Source organism: Chitinophaga polysaccharea (genome assembly GCF_902150045.1).
GTDB lineage: Bacteria > Bacteroidota > Bacteroidia > Chitinophagales > Chitinophagaceae > Chitinophaga > Chitinophaga polysaccharea_A.
This window is the reverse complement of sequence record NZ_CABFVU010000001.1, coordinates 2,460,881-2,479,268: the sequence shown is the minus strand read 5'-3', so window position 1 is coordinate 2,479,268 and position 18,388 is coordinate 2,460,881. Positions and strand designations below refer to the sequence as shown.

12 protein-coding genes are annotated in these 18,388 nt (G+C 48.4%); 5 read left to right on the top strand and 7 right to left on the bottom strand.

What is annotated here, in order from left to right; all coding sequences use genetic code 11:
- Positions 1 to 44: 44 nt before the first annotated feature.
- Positions 45 to 539 (bottom strand): peptide-methionine (R)-S-oxide reductase MsrB, encoded by a 495-nt coding sequence (gene msrB, locus FN124_RS10090; RefSeq protein WP_142684602.1) that lies wholly within the window; start codon positions 537 to 539, stop codon positions 45 to 47.
- Positions 540 to 863: 324 nt separating this feature from the next.
- Between msrB and mutL the strand changes: the two genes are divergently transcribed.
- Positions 864 to 2,759: a DNA mismatch repair endonuclease MutL gene (mutL, locus tag FN124_RS10085; RefSeq protein ID WP_142684601.1), complete on the top strand. Its 1,896-nt coding sequence runs from the start codon at positions 864 to 866 to the stop codon at positions 2,757 to 2,759.
- Positions 2,760 to 3,081: 322 nt separating this feature from the next.
- Here the strand turns inward: mutL and FN124_RS10080 are convergent, their stop codons facing one another.
- Positions 3,082 to 4,545 (bottom strand): gluconokinase, encoded by a 1,464-nt coding sequence (locus FN124_RS10080; protein ID WP_142684600.1) that lies wholly within the window; start codon positions 4,543 to 4,545, stop codon positions 3,082 to 3,084.
- An 81-nt stretch (positions 4,546 to 4,626) separates the two neighbouring features.
- On the opposite strand from FN124_RS10080, the gene FN124_RS10075 reads away from it, so the two are divergent.
- From FN124_RS10075 to FN124_RS10065, 3 genes are read left to right on the top strand one after another with little or no spacing between them, the layout of a single operon-like run.
- The gene (locus FN124_RS10075) at positions 4,627 to 6,366 is read left to right on the top strand and encodes a GMC family oxidoreductase (protein WP_142684599.1); all 1,740 of its coding nucleotides are present in this window, start codon (positions 4,627 to 4,629) and stop codon (positions 6,364 to 6,366) included.
- Between the two features lie 16 nt (positions 6,367 to 6,382).
- Positions 6,383 to 7,078, top strand: coding sequence for a gluconate 2-dehydrogenase subunit 3 family protein (locus FN124_RS10070; RefSeq protein WP_142684598.1), 696 nt, complete (start codon positions 6,383 to 6,385; stop codon positions 7,076 to 7,078).
- Positions 7,079 to 7,126: 48 nt separating this feature from the next.
- Positions 7,127 to 8,581 carry a Gfo/Idh/MocA family protein gene (locus tag FN124_RS10065; RefSeq protein WP_142684597.1) on the top strand — a complete coding sequence of 485 codons (1,455 nt, stop codon included), beginning with the start codon at positions 7,127 to 7,129 and terminating at the stop codon, positions 8,579 to 8,581.
- Between the two features lie 84 nt (positions 8,582 to 8,665).
- On the opposite strand, the gene FN124_RS10060 is transcribed toward FN124_RS10065, so the two are convergent.
- On the bottom strand, positions 8,666 to 10,420 hold the full coding sequence (locus FN124_RS10060; protein ID WP_142684596.1) for a RagB/SusD family nutrient uptake outer membrane protein: 1,755 nt from the start codon (positions 10,418 to 10,420) through the stop codon (positions 8,666 to 8,668).
- A 10-nt stretch (positions 10,421 to 10,430) separates the two neighbouring features.
- On the bottom strand, positions 10,431 to 13,499 hold the full coding sequence (locus tag FN124_RS10055) for a SusC/RagA family TonB-linked outer membrane protein (RefSeq protein WP_185937149.1): 3,069 nt from the start codon (positions 13,497 to 13,499) through the stop codon (positions 10,431 to 10,433).
- 394 nt (positions 13,500 to 13,893) lie between these two features.
- On the opposite strand from FN124_RS10055, the gene FN124_RS10050 reads away from it, so the two are divergent.
- Positions 13,894 to 14,550: a hypothetical protein gene (locus FN124_RS10050; RefSeq protein ID WP_142684594.1), complete on the top strand. Its 657-nt coding sequence runs from the start codon at positions 13,894 to 13,896 to the stop codon at positions 14,548 to 14,550.
- Here FN124_RS10050 and FN124_RS10045 read toward each other — a convergent pair.
- From FN124_RS10045 to FN124_RS10035, 3 genes are all read right to left on the bottom strand, one after another.
- On the bottom strand, positions 14,547 to 15,839 hold the full coding sequence (locus tag FN124_RS10045) for a D-alanyl-D-alanine carboxypeptidase/D-alanyl-D-alanine-endopeptidase (RefSeq protein ID WP_142684593.1): 1,293 nt from the start codon (positions 15,837 to 15,839) through the stop codon (positions 14,547 to 14,549). The two genes, FN124_RS10050 and FN124_RS10045, sit on opposite strands and share 4 nt — an antisense overlap.
- 107 nt (positions 15,840 to 15,946) lie before the next feature.
- Positions 15,947 to 17,278: a Gfo/Idh/MocA family protein gene (locus FN124_RS10040; RefSeq protein ID WP_142684592.1), complete on the bottom strand. Its 1,332-nt coding sequence runs from the start codon at positions 17,276 to 17,278 to the stop codon at positions 15,947 to 15,949.
- Between the two features lie 40 nt (positions 17,279 to 17,318).
- Positions 17,319 to 18,284 (bottom strand): formylglycine-generating enzyme family protein, encoded by a 966-nt coding sequence (locus tag FN124_RS10035; protein ID WP_142684591.1) that lies wholly within the window; start codon positions 18,282 to 18,284, stop codon positions 17,319 to 17,321.
- Positions 18,285 to 18,388: the final 104 nt, after the last annotated feature.

Genomic DNA, 18,388 nt, shown 5'->3' with positions numbered 1-18,388 from the left:
TTGTCACCCGGCAGATCTCGTTGGCTATCAGGCAGAAGATATGGTTACTCCAGTTCTTTATCGCTGGGGTTATTGTCTTGCTGATAATGTTGGTCTGCTTCCTTTGCTTTCTCAAAATCCAGGATCACGGAATTAATACAGTAGCGAAGTCCTGTGGGCGGAGGGCCGTCGTCAAACACGTGTCCCAGGTGCGATTTGCAGCGCCCGCATAATACTTCTGTCCTATGCATCCCATGACTGTTGTCGGGAGAATAAATTACGCTGGACTTGGTAAGTGGCTGAAAAAAACTTGGCCAGCCACAACTGCTGTCAAACTTAGTGTCGGAAACAAATAACGGGTTCCCGCAGGCAGCGCAGTAGTAGGTACCGTTTTCCTTATTGTTCCAGTATTTTCCGGTAAAGGCCCATTCTGTTCCTTTTTCCCTGGCGATATGGTACACATCCGTTGGCAATATTTTCTTCCACTCTTCATCTGGCAGATTTACTTTGTTGGCATTTGTATGGGAGTAAATGTCTCCCTTCTTTTTTCCATCTTCCATTGATTTCTTTTTTTCACCGATTTATGGGTATGTACAGTTGGTGCCCCTGATAGAGATATTCAAAATTATTAGATTCAATAGGTACATATGTAAAGTTTTGATTCGTTAACTTCTCATTAACACCATCATTGTGATCGTTGGGTCGCCGGCCGGATTCTTTTTTCCTCTACCATAAATTACGTATGAACAAGCATAATGGATTGTTATTTCCTGCAAATCAAGGGGCTAATTAACAAAACAGTTAATTTTTTGTTTAAAACTGTCTGATAATCACCGATGAGCAACTGCATATAAATTGTTAACTTTACGGCAAAAGGCTAGTAAGTGGCGGATATCATCAATTTATTACCAGACAATATAGCGAACCAGATAGCTGCGGGGGAAGTGATCCAAAGACCGGCATCAGCGGTAAAAGAATTATTGGAAAATGCAGTGGATGCAGGTGCAACCGATATTCAACTGATCATTAAAGATGCGGGCAAAGAGTTAGTGCAGGTAATCGATAACGGCGGCGGTATGAGCGAAACAGATGCCCGGATGTGCTTTGAACGCCATGCCACCTCCAAAATACAATCCATAGAAGATCTCTTCCAGATCACCACCATGGGTTTCAGGGGCGAAGCCCTCGCCTCCATTGCAGCAGTTTCACAGGTAGAGCTGAAAACCCGCAAAAAAGGCGCTGAAGTAGGTACCTACGTGGAAATTGACAACAGCTTTGTTAAAAAACAAGAGCCCTGTCAAACCGCGGAAGGCACCAGCATTGCCATGAAGAACCTCTTCTTCAATGTGCCCGCCCGCAGGAATTTTCTGAAAAGTAACGCGGCAGAAATGAGGCATATTGTAGACGAGTTCATCCGTGTGGCCATGTCGTTCCCTCAACTGCAGTTCTCGCTGACAAGTAATAATCAACAGTTGTTCCATCTTGACAAAGGATCGCTTAAACAACGCATCGTTGCCATCCTGGGACAACATTATAATGCCCGACTGGTAAGCGTAAAGGAAACTACTGACTACATGAATGTGTACGGATTTGTAGGAAAACCCGAAACCGCCAAGAAAACCAGGGGGGACCAGTTCTTCTTCGTCAATAACCGGTTTATCAAGAGCTCGTACCTGAACCACGCGGTGATGAACGCTTTTGCGGATATCATCCCGGCAGACAGTTTCCCGCTCTATGTACTGTTTATTGACGTAAATCCCGAACATGTAGACATCAACGTACATCCTACCAAACAGGAAATCAAGTTCGATGATGAAAAGCTCATGTACGCCTTTGTGCAGTCGGCAGTAAAACACTCCCTGGCCCAGTTCAGCATCACTGCTACACTGGATTTCGATCTCGATCCGAATATCCAGGCCCTGGATGCAGTAAGCAAGCCCTTCACTGTTCAGCAGCAGAATGAATCGACCCAAAGTCCCCTGTATAAATCTTTTACGCAGGCTAACCAGGCACACATGATCGATAAAAGCAGCAACAGCAGCAACCTGAAGCACTGGAAAGATCTGTACGAAACCAACAACGACAATTATACCCAAAGCACTTATACCATTGCCCCGGAGCCCGAAACAAGGCCGGCGGTAACTTACGAAAGCCAGCCGCATGCCACCGCTTCCGTTATCGATGAACGCTGGCAGGATACCGCCAACGATCAGAAAGTGCCGGTACAGGTGCATCAGCAATATATCCTGTCGCAGATAAAATCGGGATTTATATTGATAGATCAGCAGGCCGCCCATGAAAGGATCCTTTATGAACGCTACCAGCGTGCCTTACAGGAAACCCCCATGGCCACCCAGCAAAGCCTTTTTCCGCAAACCCTGCAACTGCCCCCGGCAGATGCAGCCCTGATCAGTGAAATGCTTGGCGACCTCCAGACACTGGGCTACGACCTGGAGCCCTTTGGCAACAATACCTTCATTGTTCGCGGTACTCCCGCCGATATTCAGAATGGTAACGATCATGCCACCATCCAGAACTTGCTAGAACAATTCAAGAACTTCAGCCATGAGCTGAAAGTGAATACCCGCGAGCAGCTGATCCGTGCAATGGCCCGTAATAATGCCATCCCAGCCGGCAAAATACTGGCCGCCCGTGAAATGCAGAACATCATCGATGAGCTGTTTGCCTGCAGCATGCCAAACGTGGCGCCAGGCGGCAAGTTCACCTTTATATCATTCAAACTCACAGATCTCGCACGCATGTTTGAACGCGGGAACTGATGACCAGATATTAAAAACCCGGGGAGACAAAGCAGATTAACCTGCTTTGTCTCCCCGGATCTCCTGGTGTATCGTTTTCCTTTAATAGTCCCAAACCCTCTGCAAAGATCATCTTCAGATCAAGTCCACCTCATGTCCTCCATATACGCTGCTGCACTGTAAGTGCTATGCGGGGCTCCAGCGCTGACCTAGATTACCTTACTGCATATCAGCCTCACCCCAAAAGCCTGATTTCTGCTATAGGATCCTTTATGAGGTTTAGCCACGGTACATTCCTCATGGAAACTCACATTCCTGCCAGGCCATGAAACACTCCATTTCGTTATTCCTGGAGGCTCTCCTCTATCTGCCGGTATAGCTTCAAAAACCGCTCGTACTTCCGTCTGTATCCTTCAAACCTGGATGCATCCGGGGTAAAAACCGTTTGTGCAGGCTGTTTCCGCTGCTCCGGCCATCCCAGCTCCCTTGCCGCCAGCATGATGGCGCCTAATGCAGAAGCGTCGCTTTCCTGTTGCAGGTGCATTTCCTGGCCAAAGATGTCGGCCAGCAACCGGATCCAGCCCGGCGAATTGGTAAAGCCGCCGCTGACGGAGATCTTCCGCACCGGCCCGGCGGTTTCTGCAAGCGCCTCTTTAATGCTCAGGAGCGCAAAACAAACCCCTTCCAGCACTGCCCGGGTAAAATGCGCCGGTGTATGCTGGGGTTGGATGCCGATAAAGGCCGCGCTCGCATGGCTATTCCATACCGGCGCCCTTTCACCCAACAGATAAGGCAAACAAAGCAATTTACCCGGATCCGTTACCAGCGCGGTTTCCACAAGACCATTGAGTGCGCTCAGCGGCTGCTGCAGGAAATCCCTCACCAGCCATTGCAATACCACGCCCCCGTTGTTGGAGGCCCCGCCGGTAATATAAATATCATCTGTAAGCAGGTAAGTGAAAAGCCGGCCGGCAGCATCTGTAAGAGGCCGGGCTCCGGCCATCCTTACTGCGCCGCTGGTGCCAATGGTAAGCGTGGCATGTCCAGGGTCCAGTGCGCCGCTGCCCAGCTGTGCCAGGCATCCGTCGCTGCCGCCTATCATAAAGGGAGTGTCTGCCGGGATCTCCAGCGCTTCAGCTACTGCCGGCAATAGCCCCTTAACAATATGGTTAGCCGGCACTGGTCGAGGCAGCTTCGCCGCAGTGATACCAGCTACATTTAAAGCGGTACTGTTCCAGCTAAGTGTATGAATATCAAACAGCCCCGTTGCTGAGGCAATGGAATGATCCGTTATCCAGCTGCCAAAGAAATGATGAAAGATATATTCCTTAATGCCTGGGAACATGGCTGCGGCTTCAAAAACAGCCGGCTGCTGCTCCCGCAGCCACATTATTTTGCACAGGGGCGACATGGCATGCACCGGGGTGCCGGTTTGCCGGTAAATAAGCCTGCCTGCCGGCGTATCCCGCAATGCCAGGGCATTAGGCTCGCTGCGGTTATCAGCCCAGATGATCAGCGGCGTAAGCTCCTCTCCGCCCGCGCCCACGGCCATTATACTATGCATAGCGCTGCTGAAGGAAACCGCCGCCGGCGCCGCTCCCATCCTGGCCACTGCCTCCCTGATACCGGCCATCACTGCCTCCAGGATCACCCGTGGCGTTTGCTCGCTGTACCCAGGCTGCGGATGGCTGGTTACATATGCCTGTTGAAACACCGTTTGTATTTCGCCGTCGATTCCTTGCACAATCGATTTTGTACTGCTGGTGCCGATATCTACACCAATAATATATGCTGTACGATCACTCATAAAAAAAACCGTTCTTTTTCCGCATTTAATTTATAGATTTAAAACCGGTGTTCTTCTAAAAAGTCTAAAATATCCACGCAAATGGCTTTCGAAATCAAAAAACAAGGGAAGGTTTATGACGTTTGTATTGTCGGTTCCGGCGCCGGAGGAGGTATGGCTGCAAAAATCCTGTCGGATGCAGGCCTGAAAGTAGCCCTTCTGGAAGCGGGCCCCAAGTACGACCCGGCCGACCCGGAGCAGGCTACACAACTGAAATGGCCTTACGAATCACCCAGAAGAGGAGCCAGTACCACCCGTCCTTTTGGTGACTTTGATGCGTCTTACGGCGGATGGGAACTTAACGGTGAACCTTACACGAAAAAAAACGGAACTGAATTCGATTGGTTCCGCTCCCGCATGCTGGGAGGCCGGACCAACCACTGGGGCCGCATTTCACTGCGTTTTGGCCCCCGCGACTTCAAACACAAAAGTTATGATGGCCTTGGCGACGACTGGCCGCTTACCTATGAAGAGGTAGCGCCTTTTTACGACCGGGTCGACAAAATGATCGGCGTATTCGGCACCAAAGAAAACATACCTAACGAACCGGACGGCTTCTTCCTCCCTCCTCCCAAACCCAGATTACACGAACTGATGGTGAAAAAGGCAGGGGATCGTTTAGGCATTCCGGTTATACCGGCACGCCTGTCGATATTAACCCGCTCGGTTAACAAAGACCGCAGCCCTTGTTTTTTCTGTAGCCAATGCAACCGCGGGTGTACCGTATACGGCGACTTCTCCGCCTCTTCCGTGCTGGTGAAACCGGCTATGAAAAGCGGGCATGTGGACCTGTATACCAACGCTATGGTACGGGAAGTGCTTACAGACAACAGCGGGAAAGCTACCGGTGTGACTTATGTAGATAAAACAGACCTCCAGGAATATTCCGTTAACGCCCGTGTGGTAGTGCTGGCCGCCAGCGCCTGCGAATCGGCGCGTTTGCTGCTGAACTCAAAATCAGCCAAACACCCGAACGGACTGGCCAACTCCAGTGGCGTAGTAGGTAAATACCTGCACGATTCTACCGGTTCTTCAAGGGGTGGTTTCCTCCCCCAGCTGATGGACCGTAAGCGGTATAATGAAGATGGTGTAGGCGGCATGCATATGTATGTTCCCTGGTGGGGCGATAACAAAAAACTGAACTTCGCACGCGGCTACCATATTGAATTTGGCGGAGGTATGCATATGCCTGGCTATGGTTTCGGCTTTGGCATGGAAAACATGAATGGCAGGGTACCCGGCCGCGATGGCCAAACCAAAGAAGCCGGCGGCTACGGCGCTTCTCTGAAAGATGACTACCGCCGCTTTTATGGCTCCCAGATCGGCTTTGCCGGCAGGGGTGAATGCATTGCCCGGGAAGATAACTACTGTGAGATAGATCCGAACGTGGTAGATAAATTCGGAATTCCTGTACTGCGTTTCAACTACACCTGGAGCGATCACGAAATCAACCAGGCCAAACATATGCAGGATACCTTTGAAGAAATCATTCATGAAATGGGCGGCATAGCCTTCGGCACCAAACCCGGAGCCGATACCAAATACGGGCTGGAAAACCCGGGCCGCATCATTCACGAAGTAGGTACCACCCGTATGGGCGACGATCCCAGGAAATCTGTACTGAACAAATTCAACCAGGCACACGAAGTGAAGAATCTTTTCGTTGTAGATGGGGGCGCATTTGTATCACAGGCAGATAAAAATCCTACCTGGACCATCCTTGCGCTGTCTATGCGGGCATCCGAATATATCGTGGATCAATTGAAAAAACAGAATCTCTAATCTTTTAATTTTTTTCATGGATAGAAGAGAATCACTCAAAGCACTGGCACTGGGAACGTTATCAGTTGGTACCATTTTATCTGCCACCAGTTGTGGCGATAACAAAACAACAGCGGATAAAAATGATCATCCCAATGTGAAAACGCCCGGCTATGGCCGTACTCCGGAAGAAGTGCTGCGGGATAAAGCGTTGATGGACCAAAAGTTCTTTACAGACGCCGAAATGAAAACCATCACCATCCTGGCAGATATCATTATCCCGGCAGATGAACATTCCGGCAGCGCCTCAGACGCCAAAGTGCCGGAGTTCATTGAGTTTATTGTAAAAGATATACCTGAACACCAGCTGCCTATGCGGGGCGGGCTGCGCTGGCTGGATATGCAATGCGCGAAACGGTATAATAAATCATTTGCCGAATGCAGCGCAGAACAACGCATTGAAGTGGTAGACCTGATTGCCTACCCGGCGAAAGCTGCCCCGGAAAACAGCCAGGGTGTTGCCTTCTTCAACAGGATGCGCAATCTTACTGCTACCGGCTTTTTCACCAGCAAAATGGGCATCAAGGACCTGAACTATGTGGGCAATACACCCAACGAATGGGACGGCGTTCCGGCAGATGTGCTGAAACAGTACGGCTATGCCTATGATGAAAAAACATTGGCTACCTGCCTGAAAATAGAAGACAGGGGCAAGCTGATGACCTGGGACTAACGAATTAACTTGCTATTTCATAATTTAAATCCAGAAAACTTCACATCAATGATTCCAGAAAAAAAGAATGAGGGAGAAAACAACGTTTCCCGCAGATCATTCCTGAGAAACGGCGCCTTAGCGGCTGCCGGTTTCATGATAGTTCCACGCCATGTATTAGGCAGAGGCTATGTAGCGCCAAGCGACCGCCTGCGGGTAGCAGGTATCGGCGTAGGCGGCAAAGGCTTCAGCGATATATCTGAATTTGCCAAAGGCCCGGCTGATATTGCTTTCCTTTGTGATGTAGATAAACGTCGTGCAGCAGAAGCCGTAAAAAAATTCCCCAAGGCTAAGTTCTATACCGACTTCCGGGAAATGTTTGACAAGGAACACAAAAACTTCGATGCCGTTTCAGTGTCCACACCGGATCACACGCATGCCGTAGCCACTATGGGCGCTATGCAGCTGAAGAAGGATGTATACGTACAGAAACCACTCACCCACGACATCTACGAAGCCCGTATGCTCACGCAGGGTGCCCAAAAATACAAAGTGGTAAGCCAGATGGGTAACCAGGGTTCTTCCGGCGATGGCGTTCGCCAGCTGATGGAATGGTACAATGCCGGCCTCGTTGGCGATGTGCACACTATCTACTGTTGGACAGACCGCCCCGTATGGCCACAGGGTATTCCATGGCCAACCACCCGCCAGGAAGTGCCACAGGAACTGGATTGGGATCTGTGGTTAGGTACCGCCCCTAAAAAAGACTACGTGGATAACCTGGTACCATTCAACTGGCGCGGCTGGTGGGATTATGGTACCGGCGCTATCGGCGACATGGGCTGCCATATCATTGAACCTCCATTCCGTGTGCTGGGACTGGGCTACCCCACTTCAGTAGAGTGCAGCGTAGGTAGCGTATACGTAGGAGAATTCACCCGCGGATACTTCCCCGAAAGCTGTCCTCCTTCTTCCCATGTAATTATGAAATTCCCTGGGAAGAATGGAAAAGAAGTAACTCTCCACTGGATGGACGGCGGTATTCAGCCAGAGCGCCCGGAAGAACTGGGCCCCAACGAAACAATGGGCGATGGTGGTAACGGCGCACTGTTTATTGGCGACAAGGGTAAAATGATGTGCGGTACTTACGGTATGTATCCTAAACTGCTGCCTACCTCCCGCACCACCGAAGTCAAGGTGCCGCAAACTATTGCGCGTGTACCGGAAGGGCACTATGTACAGTGGGTAAATGCCGCTATTGCCGGCTACGGCAGCAAGCAACAGAAAGCCCTGAGCTCTCCGTTCGATATTGCCGGTCCGCTTACAGAAACCATCCTCATGGCTAACCTGGCAATCCGCAGCTTCGATATCCGTAAGGCGAAAGCAAATGGTAAAGGCTTCGACTACCCTGGCCGTTATATCAAACTGCTGTGGGATGGTAATAATATGAAGATTACCAACTTCGACGAAGCCAACCAGTTTGTAAAACGCACTTACCGCGATGGCTGGTCACTGGGTGTATAAATAATGATCTCTTATTTCATAAAAAGAAATGCCGCGATGATCTCGCGGCATTTCTTTTTATGAAAAGCTGGTACATGAATTCCGTTATTTGTAGTCTTCCTGTTGCTTCAGGTTACTGTTCTTCCTGATTTCGTTGGCAGGAAGCGGCAGCAGGTAGTTCTTTGCTTTATTGAACTTCCTGTCCTGGATACTATATACATGGTATACAAAAGGATGCCCTGCAATCTGAGACCCCAATACTTCAATGCCTTTGGCATTTTCATTGAAAACAGTTTCAGCATCCCTCCAGCGGCGGGCGTCAAAAAAGCGATGCTCCTCAAAAGCCAGTTCGTACCGTCTTTCGTATTTCAATACCGCCCACAAATCGGCGCCGGAAGCAGTTGTGGCTGGCATACCCGCACGCTGGCGCACCTGGTTCAACACTGTACGCCCACTTGCTTCATCGCCATAGCCCATTGCCGCTTCTGCATAGTTCAGCAGTATTTCTGCATAACGGAGGAAGATCCATGACTGATCGCCACGGAAGAACTGCGCATCCAGGTTCTTATCCATAAACTTACGCAGGTAATAACCGGAGTAAGTGCCATTCCAGTTTTCAATCACACTGTTGCGGGTGTCCAGTCCCCATACGCTATCCTTTCCGTTATGGGCTTCATACTTACCGGTTTGTATCACTCCCACCGGGTCCACTTTCGCCGCATCTGAAGGGCGGGGTTTCCAGCTGGCGCCATCATACAGGATGGTGGCGTAAAAACGCGGGTCGCGGTTTTCATAGGGCGCCTTTGCCTGTGCGACATTGCTCCAGGAAAAAGGCGTACCGTCTTTCATCTGGTAGCCGGTCACAAAATTTTCTATGGGCACATTACCTCCCCAGTTGTGATACCCGTTTGGCCCGTTGTACAGATCGTGGGAAGTGCCAAGCAGCGCTTTATCATACTGCTTAATGAAAATCAGTTCCGGGTTGTCTTTATCCAGGAATATGCGGGTATAACTTTCTGTTGGATCATCTGCGGGCCGATAGAGACTGTAAGTATTCAGATCCATCACCACTTTTGCAGCATCCATCGCCAGTTTATAACGGTCTTTCTGGGAGCCGGATTTATATCCCATTAAATCATTCGGCACTTTTGCATCATTGAACAGATCGCTGGCGGCGAAAAGCAATATCCGCGATTTCAATGCCAGTGCGGCGCCTTTGGTTACCCTTCCTTTGCCGGCTGCGGCCCCATAGGAAGCAGGTAGTTGCTGTGCAGCCAGGTCACATTCAGCAGTGATGAACTTAATACATTCATCAAAAGTGGCTCTCTTCACACTTAATATCTCCTGTTCATCTCCCTTAATATTAAAAGTCTTGGTGATTAAAGGAACCCCGCCATAGTAGCGCACCAGCATATGATAATACCAGGCGCGCATGAAATGCACCTCGCCGGTCATGCGGGTGCGCAGGCTTTCATCTGTAATAGGCACACTGGCAATTTTTTCCAGGAACATGTTACAATTGCGGATCGCCTTGTAATGCAGATCCCACCTGGCGAAATCATTGATGGCGCCCACGTCGTCGGCAGAGGCGTTCCCCTGCACTACCCTGGAGGTATTATAGTCGTGGATAAAGCGGCTCTCATCGGTCATTGAGGAAAGCATCACTTCCAGGAATCCGGGGCGCATCTGTACATACAGATCGTTCACAAATGCCTGTACCAGGCCCACATCTTTCCACACATCTGTTTCTTCGTATTCCGTCAGCGGTTTCTTTTCAAGAAAGTCTTTATTACAACCGGCAGTCACCGCACATAACAAAAAGGCTCCCGCTATATATCTGATGATGGTTAATTTCTTCATGGCACATTAATTAAAAGGTTACGTTTAATCCCACATTGTAAATCTTGGTTTGCGGGTAGAACTGTCCGCTTCCACTGGGCGCTTCAGGGTCAAAAATCTTTACTTTGTCGATGGTCACCAGGTTCTGTCCACTTACGTATACCCGGAGGTTTTGCAGCCCTACCCGCTTGCAGAGTTTGGACGGCACATTATATCCCAGGTCCAGGGTTTTTAAACGGACATAGTTGGTATTCCAGTACCAGAAGGTGTTCTGGCGGTTCACCCAGTACTCACGGTCACGGTCGTACGCTCTTGGCCATGATCCGTTGATATTGTCTTCTGTCCAGCGGTCTTTTACATATGCCATGGGGAAATTGCCGATAAGTCCTGATTCTGTGCGCAGGTACTGGCTGGCGCCGGTAGCGCCCTGCCATAACATGGTAAAGTCGAAGTTTTTAAACTTGGCGGTCATAGTTAAACCAAAGATCCAGGTCGGATTTTCTGTGCGGTCCATACGAACACGGTCCAGGTCATCGATTACGCCATCTCCGTTTTTATCAAGGAAAATGACATCTCCGGCCCTGGCTCCGCCTACGTGCGGGCTTTTATCCACTTCTTCCTGTGTTTTATAAATACCAATTGCCTGGTAATACAGCGGCGCGCCTATCTGTTTACCGGTTGCCTGCTGATATGCCGGCAGGTTGGGTGTTTCATCGAAGAACAGCACTTTGTTTTCTGCGTGCGTAACTGTACCTATGATTTCATAATGGAATTTTTTGATGTCGTTCTTGTGGCTCAGTACCAGTTCGAAGCCTTTATTTTGTACCCTGGCAATGTTTTCCTGTGGAAGGGTCATGCCGGTATAACCAGGCATCGACTGGCTGCGGCTGGCCAGGATGTTGGATCTTTTGGTAAGAAAATAATCTCCTTCAAAAGCCAGCTTATCCCCCAGGATTTTTGCCTCGATACCAACATCGTAGTTATTGGCTACTTCCCAGGTGATGGCCTCGTTGGGAGATCTCAGCTGGTAAAGCCCTTTGTTCAGATCGCCGCCCAGCATTACACCGCCGGCGCTGAATCCATAGGTGCTCAGGTACTGGAAAGGATCAATCTGGTCGTTACCCATTTGGCCCCAGGATGCGCGCACTTTGAAATAATCAAGCGTACGGATGCCTTTCTTCCAGAATCCTTCGTTTGATAATACCCATCCTGCAGAAGCGCCGGGGAACAGGCCCATACGGCGTCCTTCCGGGAAGTTCTGGGAACCGTCGTAGCGCATGTTGAAATCAAACAGGTAGGTTTCCTTGTAGTTGTAGGAAACGCGTCCGAAGTAGTTACGACGGGCATATTCAAACCCGCTTCCGGAATTGTTCTTTTCTTTATCACCGCCTAAATTCAACTGGTCCAGCTTATCACTGATAAAGTACCTGCGGTTGGCAGAGAAACCGTCGTTCTTTAAAGTAGCCTGTTCAAAAGCTATGAAGCTGCTGAGATTATGCTTACCGAAAGAACGCACATAGTTTAATTTGAAGTTGACGGTGATTTGTCTTAATGTACTGAACTGCTCCGTTAGCTCGGGGGCGCTTACACCTCTGGAACCGGCATTCAGCTTATGTGTAGGGTCATTTGCATCAGCCAGGGTGTATAAGGTCCAGGGTTTGATATAAGATTTGTAGAAGTCAAAATTCTGATCGTAGGCAAAACTACCATCTGCAAATAATCCTTCTACTCCCGGGATATTTACTACGGCCGACATGTTGGTGTTGATCACATAGTTCTTATCATTGGTGTAACCGATTGCATTTGTTCCTGTAACAACGGGGTTGTCGCCGTATTCAATATCAGGCCCTGGCAACCCGTTTGGCCAGATGGCATTTTCCGTAGGGCGGCCACGCATCAGGGATCTGAAGATGGAGCCGGCGCTACGGGGCGGGAAGTTCCTGTTTTCCAGGCGCCCGGCCAGGTCGAACCGCAAGCGGATGTAATCGCTCACTACTGCATCCAGGTTAGCTCTTACGTTTTGTTGCTTGTAATTGGTAGCACTGTTCTTATAAATACCATCCTGGAATAAGGAACCCAGCGAAACGTAGTACGACATTTTTTCTGTTCCCCCGCTCAGGGACAGGTCGTGGCGGTTTTGCAGGGAATACTTTTTAATCGCGGCATCATACCAGTTGGTGTTAGGGTACAACCATGGATCGGATCCATCTCCAAATTTCTTGATTTGTTCATCTGTGTATTTCGGCGCATCTCCTCCATACTTTAAAATTTCATTCACCACTTTGGCATATGTAGGCGCATCCGCCATTTCAGGCAGCCTGGTGGGCGTTACAAACGACTGGTTAAAGCCATAGCTCAGTGTTGGTTTACCACCTTTACCACGTTTGGTGGTAACCAGGATAACGCCGTTGGCGGCACGGGAACCATAAATGGCGGCAGCGGCGTCTTTCAGGATGGAAACACTTTCAATGTCGTTTGGATTCATTCGCTCAAAGCCATCGCGTGGAAAACCATCGATCACTACCAGCGGGTTACTGTTACCTAAAGTACTGCGGCCACGGATAAAAATACGGGAGCCGTCGTAACCGGGCTCACCACTGTTGTTAACGGCAATAATGCCGGGAATACGTCCAACAAGTGAGTTAGAGATATTTACGTTGGGTGACTGCTGTAACTCGGCGCCTTTTACAGATGATACTGCGCCGGTTTTGGTAACTTTCTTCTGGGTACCGTAACCCACTACTACGTACTCATCCAGTGTTTTCTGGTTTTCTTTTAATACTACGTTCAGTGAAGTTTTACCTTCTACTTTCAGCTCCTGTGCATCAAAACCGATGTATTGGAATACGAGCACCGCATCTTTTTTAACATCGGTTAATACATAGTTGCCTTTTTCATCGGTGGTGGCCCCTTTCTTTGAGTCTTTCACCAACACCGTAACTCCGGGCAGCGGGTTACCGTTGATGTCTTTTACTTTTCCTTTAACTGTTAGATTTACTTGTTGCCATACACTGGGTAATGGCGCTCGCGCGGTAATGGCGCTGCTGTGGGTTGCAAATAGGCATAGCAATAGCATAGCCTTTGCATAACGTGGGTTCATGCTACAAGTGATTTTGGAAGATGATGAAATTTGTCTGTTAACTAGCTTTTCATAACGACGAAACGGGTATTCATGTCTATGTAAGATAGACATGAAAAGTTTAATTATTTTCTAAAAATAAATGTCTACAGTACAATTATTTTAAAAATTCTCCTTAAAAAGAGAATAAATGCAATTCTCCCCCGGATAAGTGCATGAGTACCTAACCTTTCCTGTTTCAAAAGTTCAGGTACTGGCTCAGCAGCGTTCTATCTTTGTTATCATACTCCAATGCTCATCTCTATATTCAAAAATATGATATTTATATTATAAAAAACAAATACTGAAATACTAATGGCTTTTTTTTGCATAATTTTATATCTCTGAGCGTTATAGATGCATCACCATATGTTTTATGAAGAAACATTACTTTCTCATAGCTATCCTTTCAATGGTAACATTGCTGTTTTCCTGCAGTAAGGAAATGAGCGATGAAGGAGAAGGTACATTACCTTCCAACAGTAATTGCGAATATGCCCCCTATACTAATGGCTCCTCTTTTTCCTACATTAATGTAAACAGTTCCAAAGACACGGTCGCTTATACCCTCACGGTTTCAGAAGACACGACCATTAACGGTATTGTGTATAAAAAAGTGGGAAACGATAGCGTATTCACCTGCTCCAACTGTAAAGACGGGGTCTATACACAAATAGCCAGCATTCTTACCTTCCAGGGCTACAGCGCCGACAGCCTGGAGCTTACCTACCTGAAAGATAATGTGCCTGCGGGCACTTCCTGGAAAGACACCATCACCGTAAACAATGGCGGTGTGAATACTTCCGGTATCCTGGAATTTACCATTACCGAAAAGGATATCACCAAAACGGTGAACGGGAAGAATTATGCCTCCGTGATCGCTGTAAAAATGGATGCTTATGCTATTGTTTTGGGTAACCCCGTATCCGTGGGCACTATCTCCACCAGCTATTACAGCAAAGGCGTAGGGCTCATAGAAGCTGATCAGCAGCAAGACACTACCCTGCTGCTTTCTTATACCATAAAGCCTTAGTAAGCGGTACTCACCATTGTAAGCAACCGCTCTACCGCCCTTCTCACGCTGCTGGCAGATTCATGATGATTATTCACCATCACACTGAACACCAGTACTTTCTTCTTCTTTGTTTCAAGATAACCACTCAAAGCCACCACCCCGGTTAATGTGCCTGTTTTGGCATGTACTTTCAGCCGTTGATAATAGTTTTTCAGTGTTCCTCTCCCGCCGCTGGGAAAGATCTGCCAGAGCCGTTCCTCGGGGAACTGTTGCCGCATCAGGGTGAGCAGGGTTACAAAGTCGCGGGGCGTAAACAGGTCGTACCGGGAAAGACCGGAACCATCCTCCCACTGCGGCGGATGCGGCAGGCTTTTAAGGTCGCCGGCAAGCAGGTAATCAATGGTGCGTGTGCTGCTGATGGTATCCCATAAAACGGAAGATGCCATCATCAGTGTTTGTTCCGCAAAAAAATTGTCGCTACGTTCCATCATCGGGATAAACAATGAATCTACCGGGAGGCTTTTCAGTATCCTGTAGTTCCCTGTGGGCGATATAACGGCCAGCCCTATACGTTTATGCAAAGTATCCTCCAGCCGTTGCCGCAAATCCTGTACAGATCCGGTAATAAAAGGCACTTCTGCTTTTTTTTGTTCCCTGTCTTTCGGATTGTATTTCAGGTAGAAGATATTGTTTCGTTCATCTCTCGATATAACTGTTTCACTCAGGGTATCATCTTCCATAATATCCAGATCATAGAAGGCCGGCACAATGCTGTTGTTCTTTCCCTGGTGACTGATACGGACCACATTACCATACATGGGCCACTCGTTCAGCTCCGGTTGGTAGTCGTCGGCATAATCACCCCAGCTCCACCCCGGGCCAAAGCGTTTGTTGGCATTCACGCCGGGAACGAGATAAATCTTTTTACTGGTTTGCTGCAATAACTGCAGCAGTGGTTGATAGTTATAGTCGGGATGCAGAAAAGACGGATCTCCAGTTCCTTTTACAAAGAGGGCGGTGTCATTTTCGTAGTAACGTGCTGCGGGCAGGGAGTCGCCGAGCAGCTTCAGTCCTGCATACAATGAAAAAACCTTTACATTGGAGGCTGGTGTAAAAAACTTATTGTCCTGGTACTGATACCAATATTTCCCCGTAGCCGGTTCATAGATACAGATACCCACATGTGCCTGTTCCATTGGTGTTTTATGCAGCAGTTCTTCTTCCGCCCATTTCTTTATCGCAGCCACCTGGGCTGTTGTACTCTCCCCGGCTAATATGGCTGCAATTACTACCAGTAATTTTTTCATAGATGGAAATTACGAATTGTGCATCACGAAACAGGGATTTGTGAGAAGACCGTTTTACTGATCTTTCCACAAATCCCTGGTCAGCTTTTTATGCCCGGTAATTTTTATCAGGTAAAATATTTGGTAATACCTGGTTTTGCATAAGCATAATTACCGGATGCATCCGGCATTACCGGCGGTTGCGCATCAAATGAATATGTTTTTGGATGCAGGTCCAGACCTGAGTTCAGCGCCACATTCCAGTCGATCACCTGGCCGGAATAAGTAGCCAGACGGCCTATGATAGCAGAGAGGGTCGCCTGGGCGCCTCTTTCTGCATCTGCAAATTTGTATTCGCCTTTGGCAATGGCCGCAAACAGTTCATCATGTTCTGTCTGGTAAGGGTTGTTTTCCTTTTTCTTGTCGAACTGGTACAGCACTTTCCCTTTATGATCCACTATCTGTGCTTTATCGCAGAAGATACGGCCCTTAGTCCCTACAATTTCCTCATCAACTTTACTGGGCGCATCTTTCCAGTGGCGGCACTGGCTGTTCATCACTACCCCGTTGGCATAGCGATACTCTACAAAATGGTGGTCAAATATTTCACCGTATTCTTTACCGGTACGAACAGCGCGGCCGCCCATACCGCCTGCAGTAACAGGGGTAGCCCCCATAAACCAGTTACCTACGTCGATATTGTGGATATGTTGTTCCACGATATGATCGCCACACAGCCAGTTGAAATAGTACCAGTTTCTCATCTGGTATTCCATTTCTGTGTACTCGGGTTTGCGGGGTTTTACCCACAACGCTCCCTGGTTCCACCACACCTGTGCCGACAGCATATCGCCGATGATGCCATCCTGGAAGCGTTTATACAGTTCGCGGTAAGAGTTCTGGTAGCGGCGTTGTAAACCCACCACTACGTTTAATTTCTTTGTTTTAGCCACTGCAGCAGCTTCCAGTACTTTTTTAATACCGGCGGGATCTGTTGCTACTGGTTTTTCCATGAAGATGTGTTTCCCCTGTTTCACCGCTTCTTCAAAGTGAATGGGTCTGAAGCCCGGAGGTGTGGCAAGGATCACTACATCAGCCAATGCAATGGCTTGTTTGTATGCGTCGAAGCCAATGAACTTATTGCCTTCCGGAACGTTTACCCGGCTGGCTTTATCGCCCAGGGCTTCTTTAATATCATTGTAGCTGTTGCTCAGCCTGTCGGGGAAGGCATCGGCCATTGCCACCAGCTCCACATTTTCCTTTGTGCTGAGCGCCTGGGTAGCGGCGCCGGTACCACGGCCACCACAGCCTATCAGCGCTATTTTTATAACACCAGTAGATCCTGAAAAATAATTAGCTTTTGACAAAATAGGCATAGCCAGTAAACCACCCGCAAGCAAAGTAGTTTGCTTTACGAACTCGCGGCGGCCCTCACCGTGGAATTTCTTTTCGTTGTCCATAAATGAATAAGATTTTTAGATTTTTGGATGTTGAATCTTTCTAGCGTGCACCTTTATATTTAGCGATCATCTCTTCAAAGAAAGTGTTGGCTTCTGCCTCTGTTGGTTGCTTCACCGGTCTTACTATCCTGAAACCAACAAAGGGAGCGTCTGCATTCCACCAGGAGCTTTTAGGGATCTGCGGATCTCTGCGGTTCCATACGGGGTCTGATTTTAAACGGGCGGCACTACGGAGCAGCGGGGCTTCGTCCTGAAAACTACCGCCTTTCAGCAGTCGCGGGGTTTTAGCCGTAGGCTGCGTCCAGGGATCCTTAGCGGAAGCATTGGCTACGCCGTTTTCATCGTATTGGTCCAATGTCCATTCTTCAACATTTCCCAGCATATCATATAATCCCCAGGCATTGGGTTTCAGCTGTGCTACCTTATGGTATTTATTGTCGCTGTTGTCTTTAAACCATGCATATTCTTTCAGCTGGCCTGCATCGGCGCCAAAAGGATAAGCTGTGGCTGCGCCGGCCCTGCAGGCATATTCCCATTCTGCCGCAGTAGGCAGGCGGTAAAAAACACCTGTTTTTATATACAGCCACTGGCAATACATCAATGCACCATACTGGCTCATACTGTTGGCAGGGAAGCCACCGGCTTTCCCCATTCCCAAAGTAAGGTCAATATAAGGCGGACTGGGGCGTGTCATCCCATCCGGTGTAGGTGTTTTATCTTTTTCCGCATCAGCGTATATATCGTATTCGTCGAAAGTAACCTCAGTAGCGCCCATCCAGAAATCGGAAATCTCTACCTTTTTTGCCGGGCCTTCATCTTTATTCCTGCCTTTTTCATTGTCCGGGCTTCCCAGTTGAAAGCTCCCTCCTTTTATTGGTACCATTTTGAAACTGACATCAGTTCCGGGGATTTGCTGGCTGTAAACTTCGAATGCCTGTTTTGATTGTGCTACAACAACCTGGCTGAGCAATCCACCCAGCAATAAGGTCATATACTGTTTAGTCATCTAACGTGATTGAAATATAAAGTGGGTGAATCTAAAAAAAACTAATCTGGAAAGCAATATTTTTTGATGAATGCGAAAATGGGCTGATGAATTGAAAATTTTTC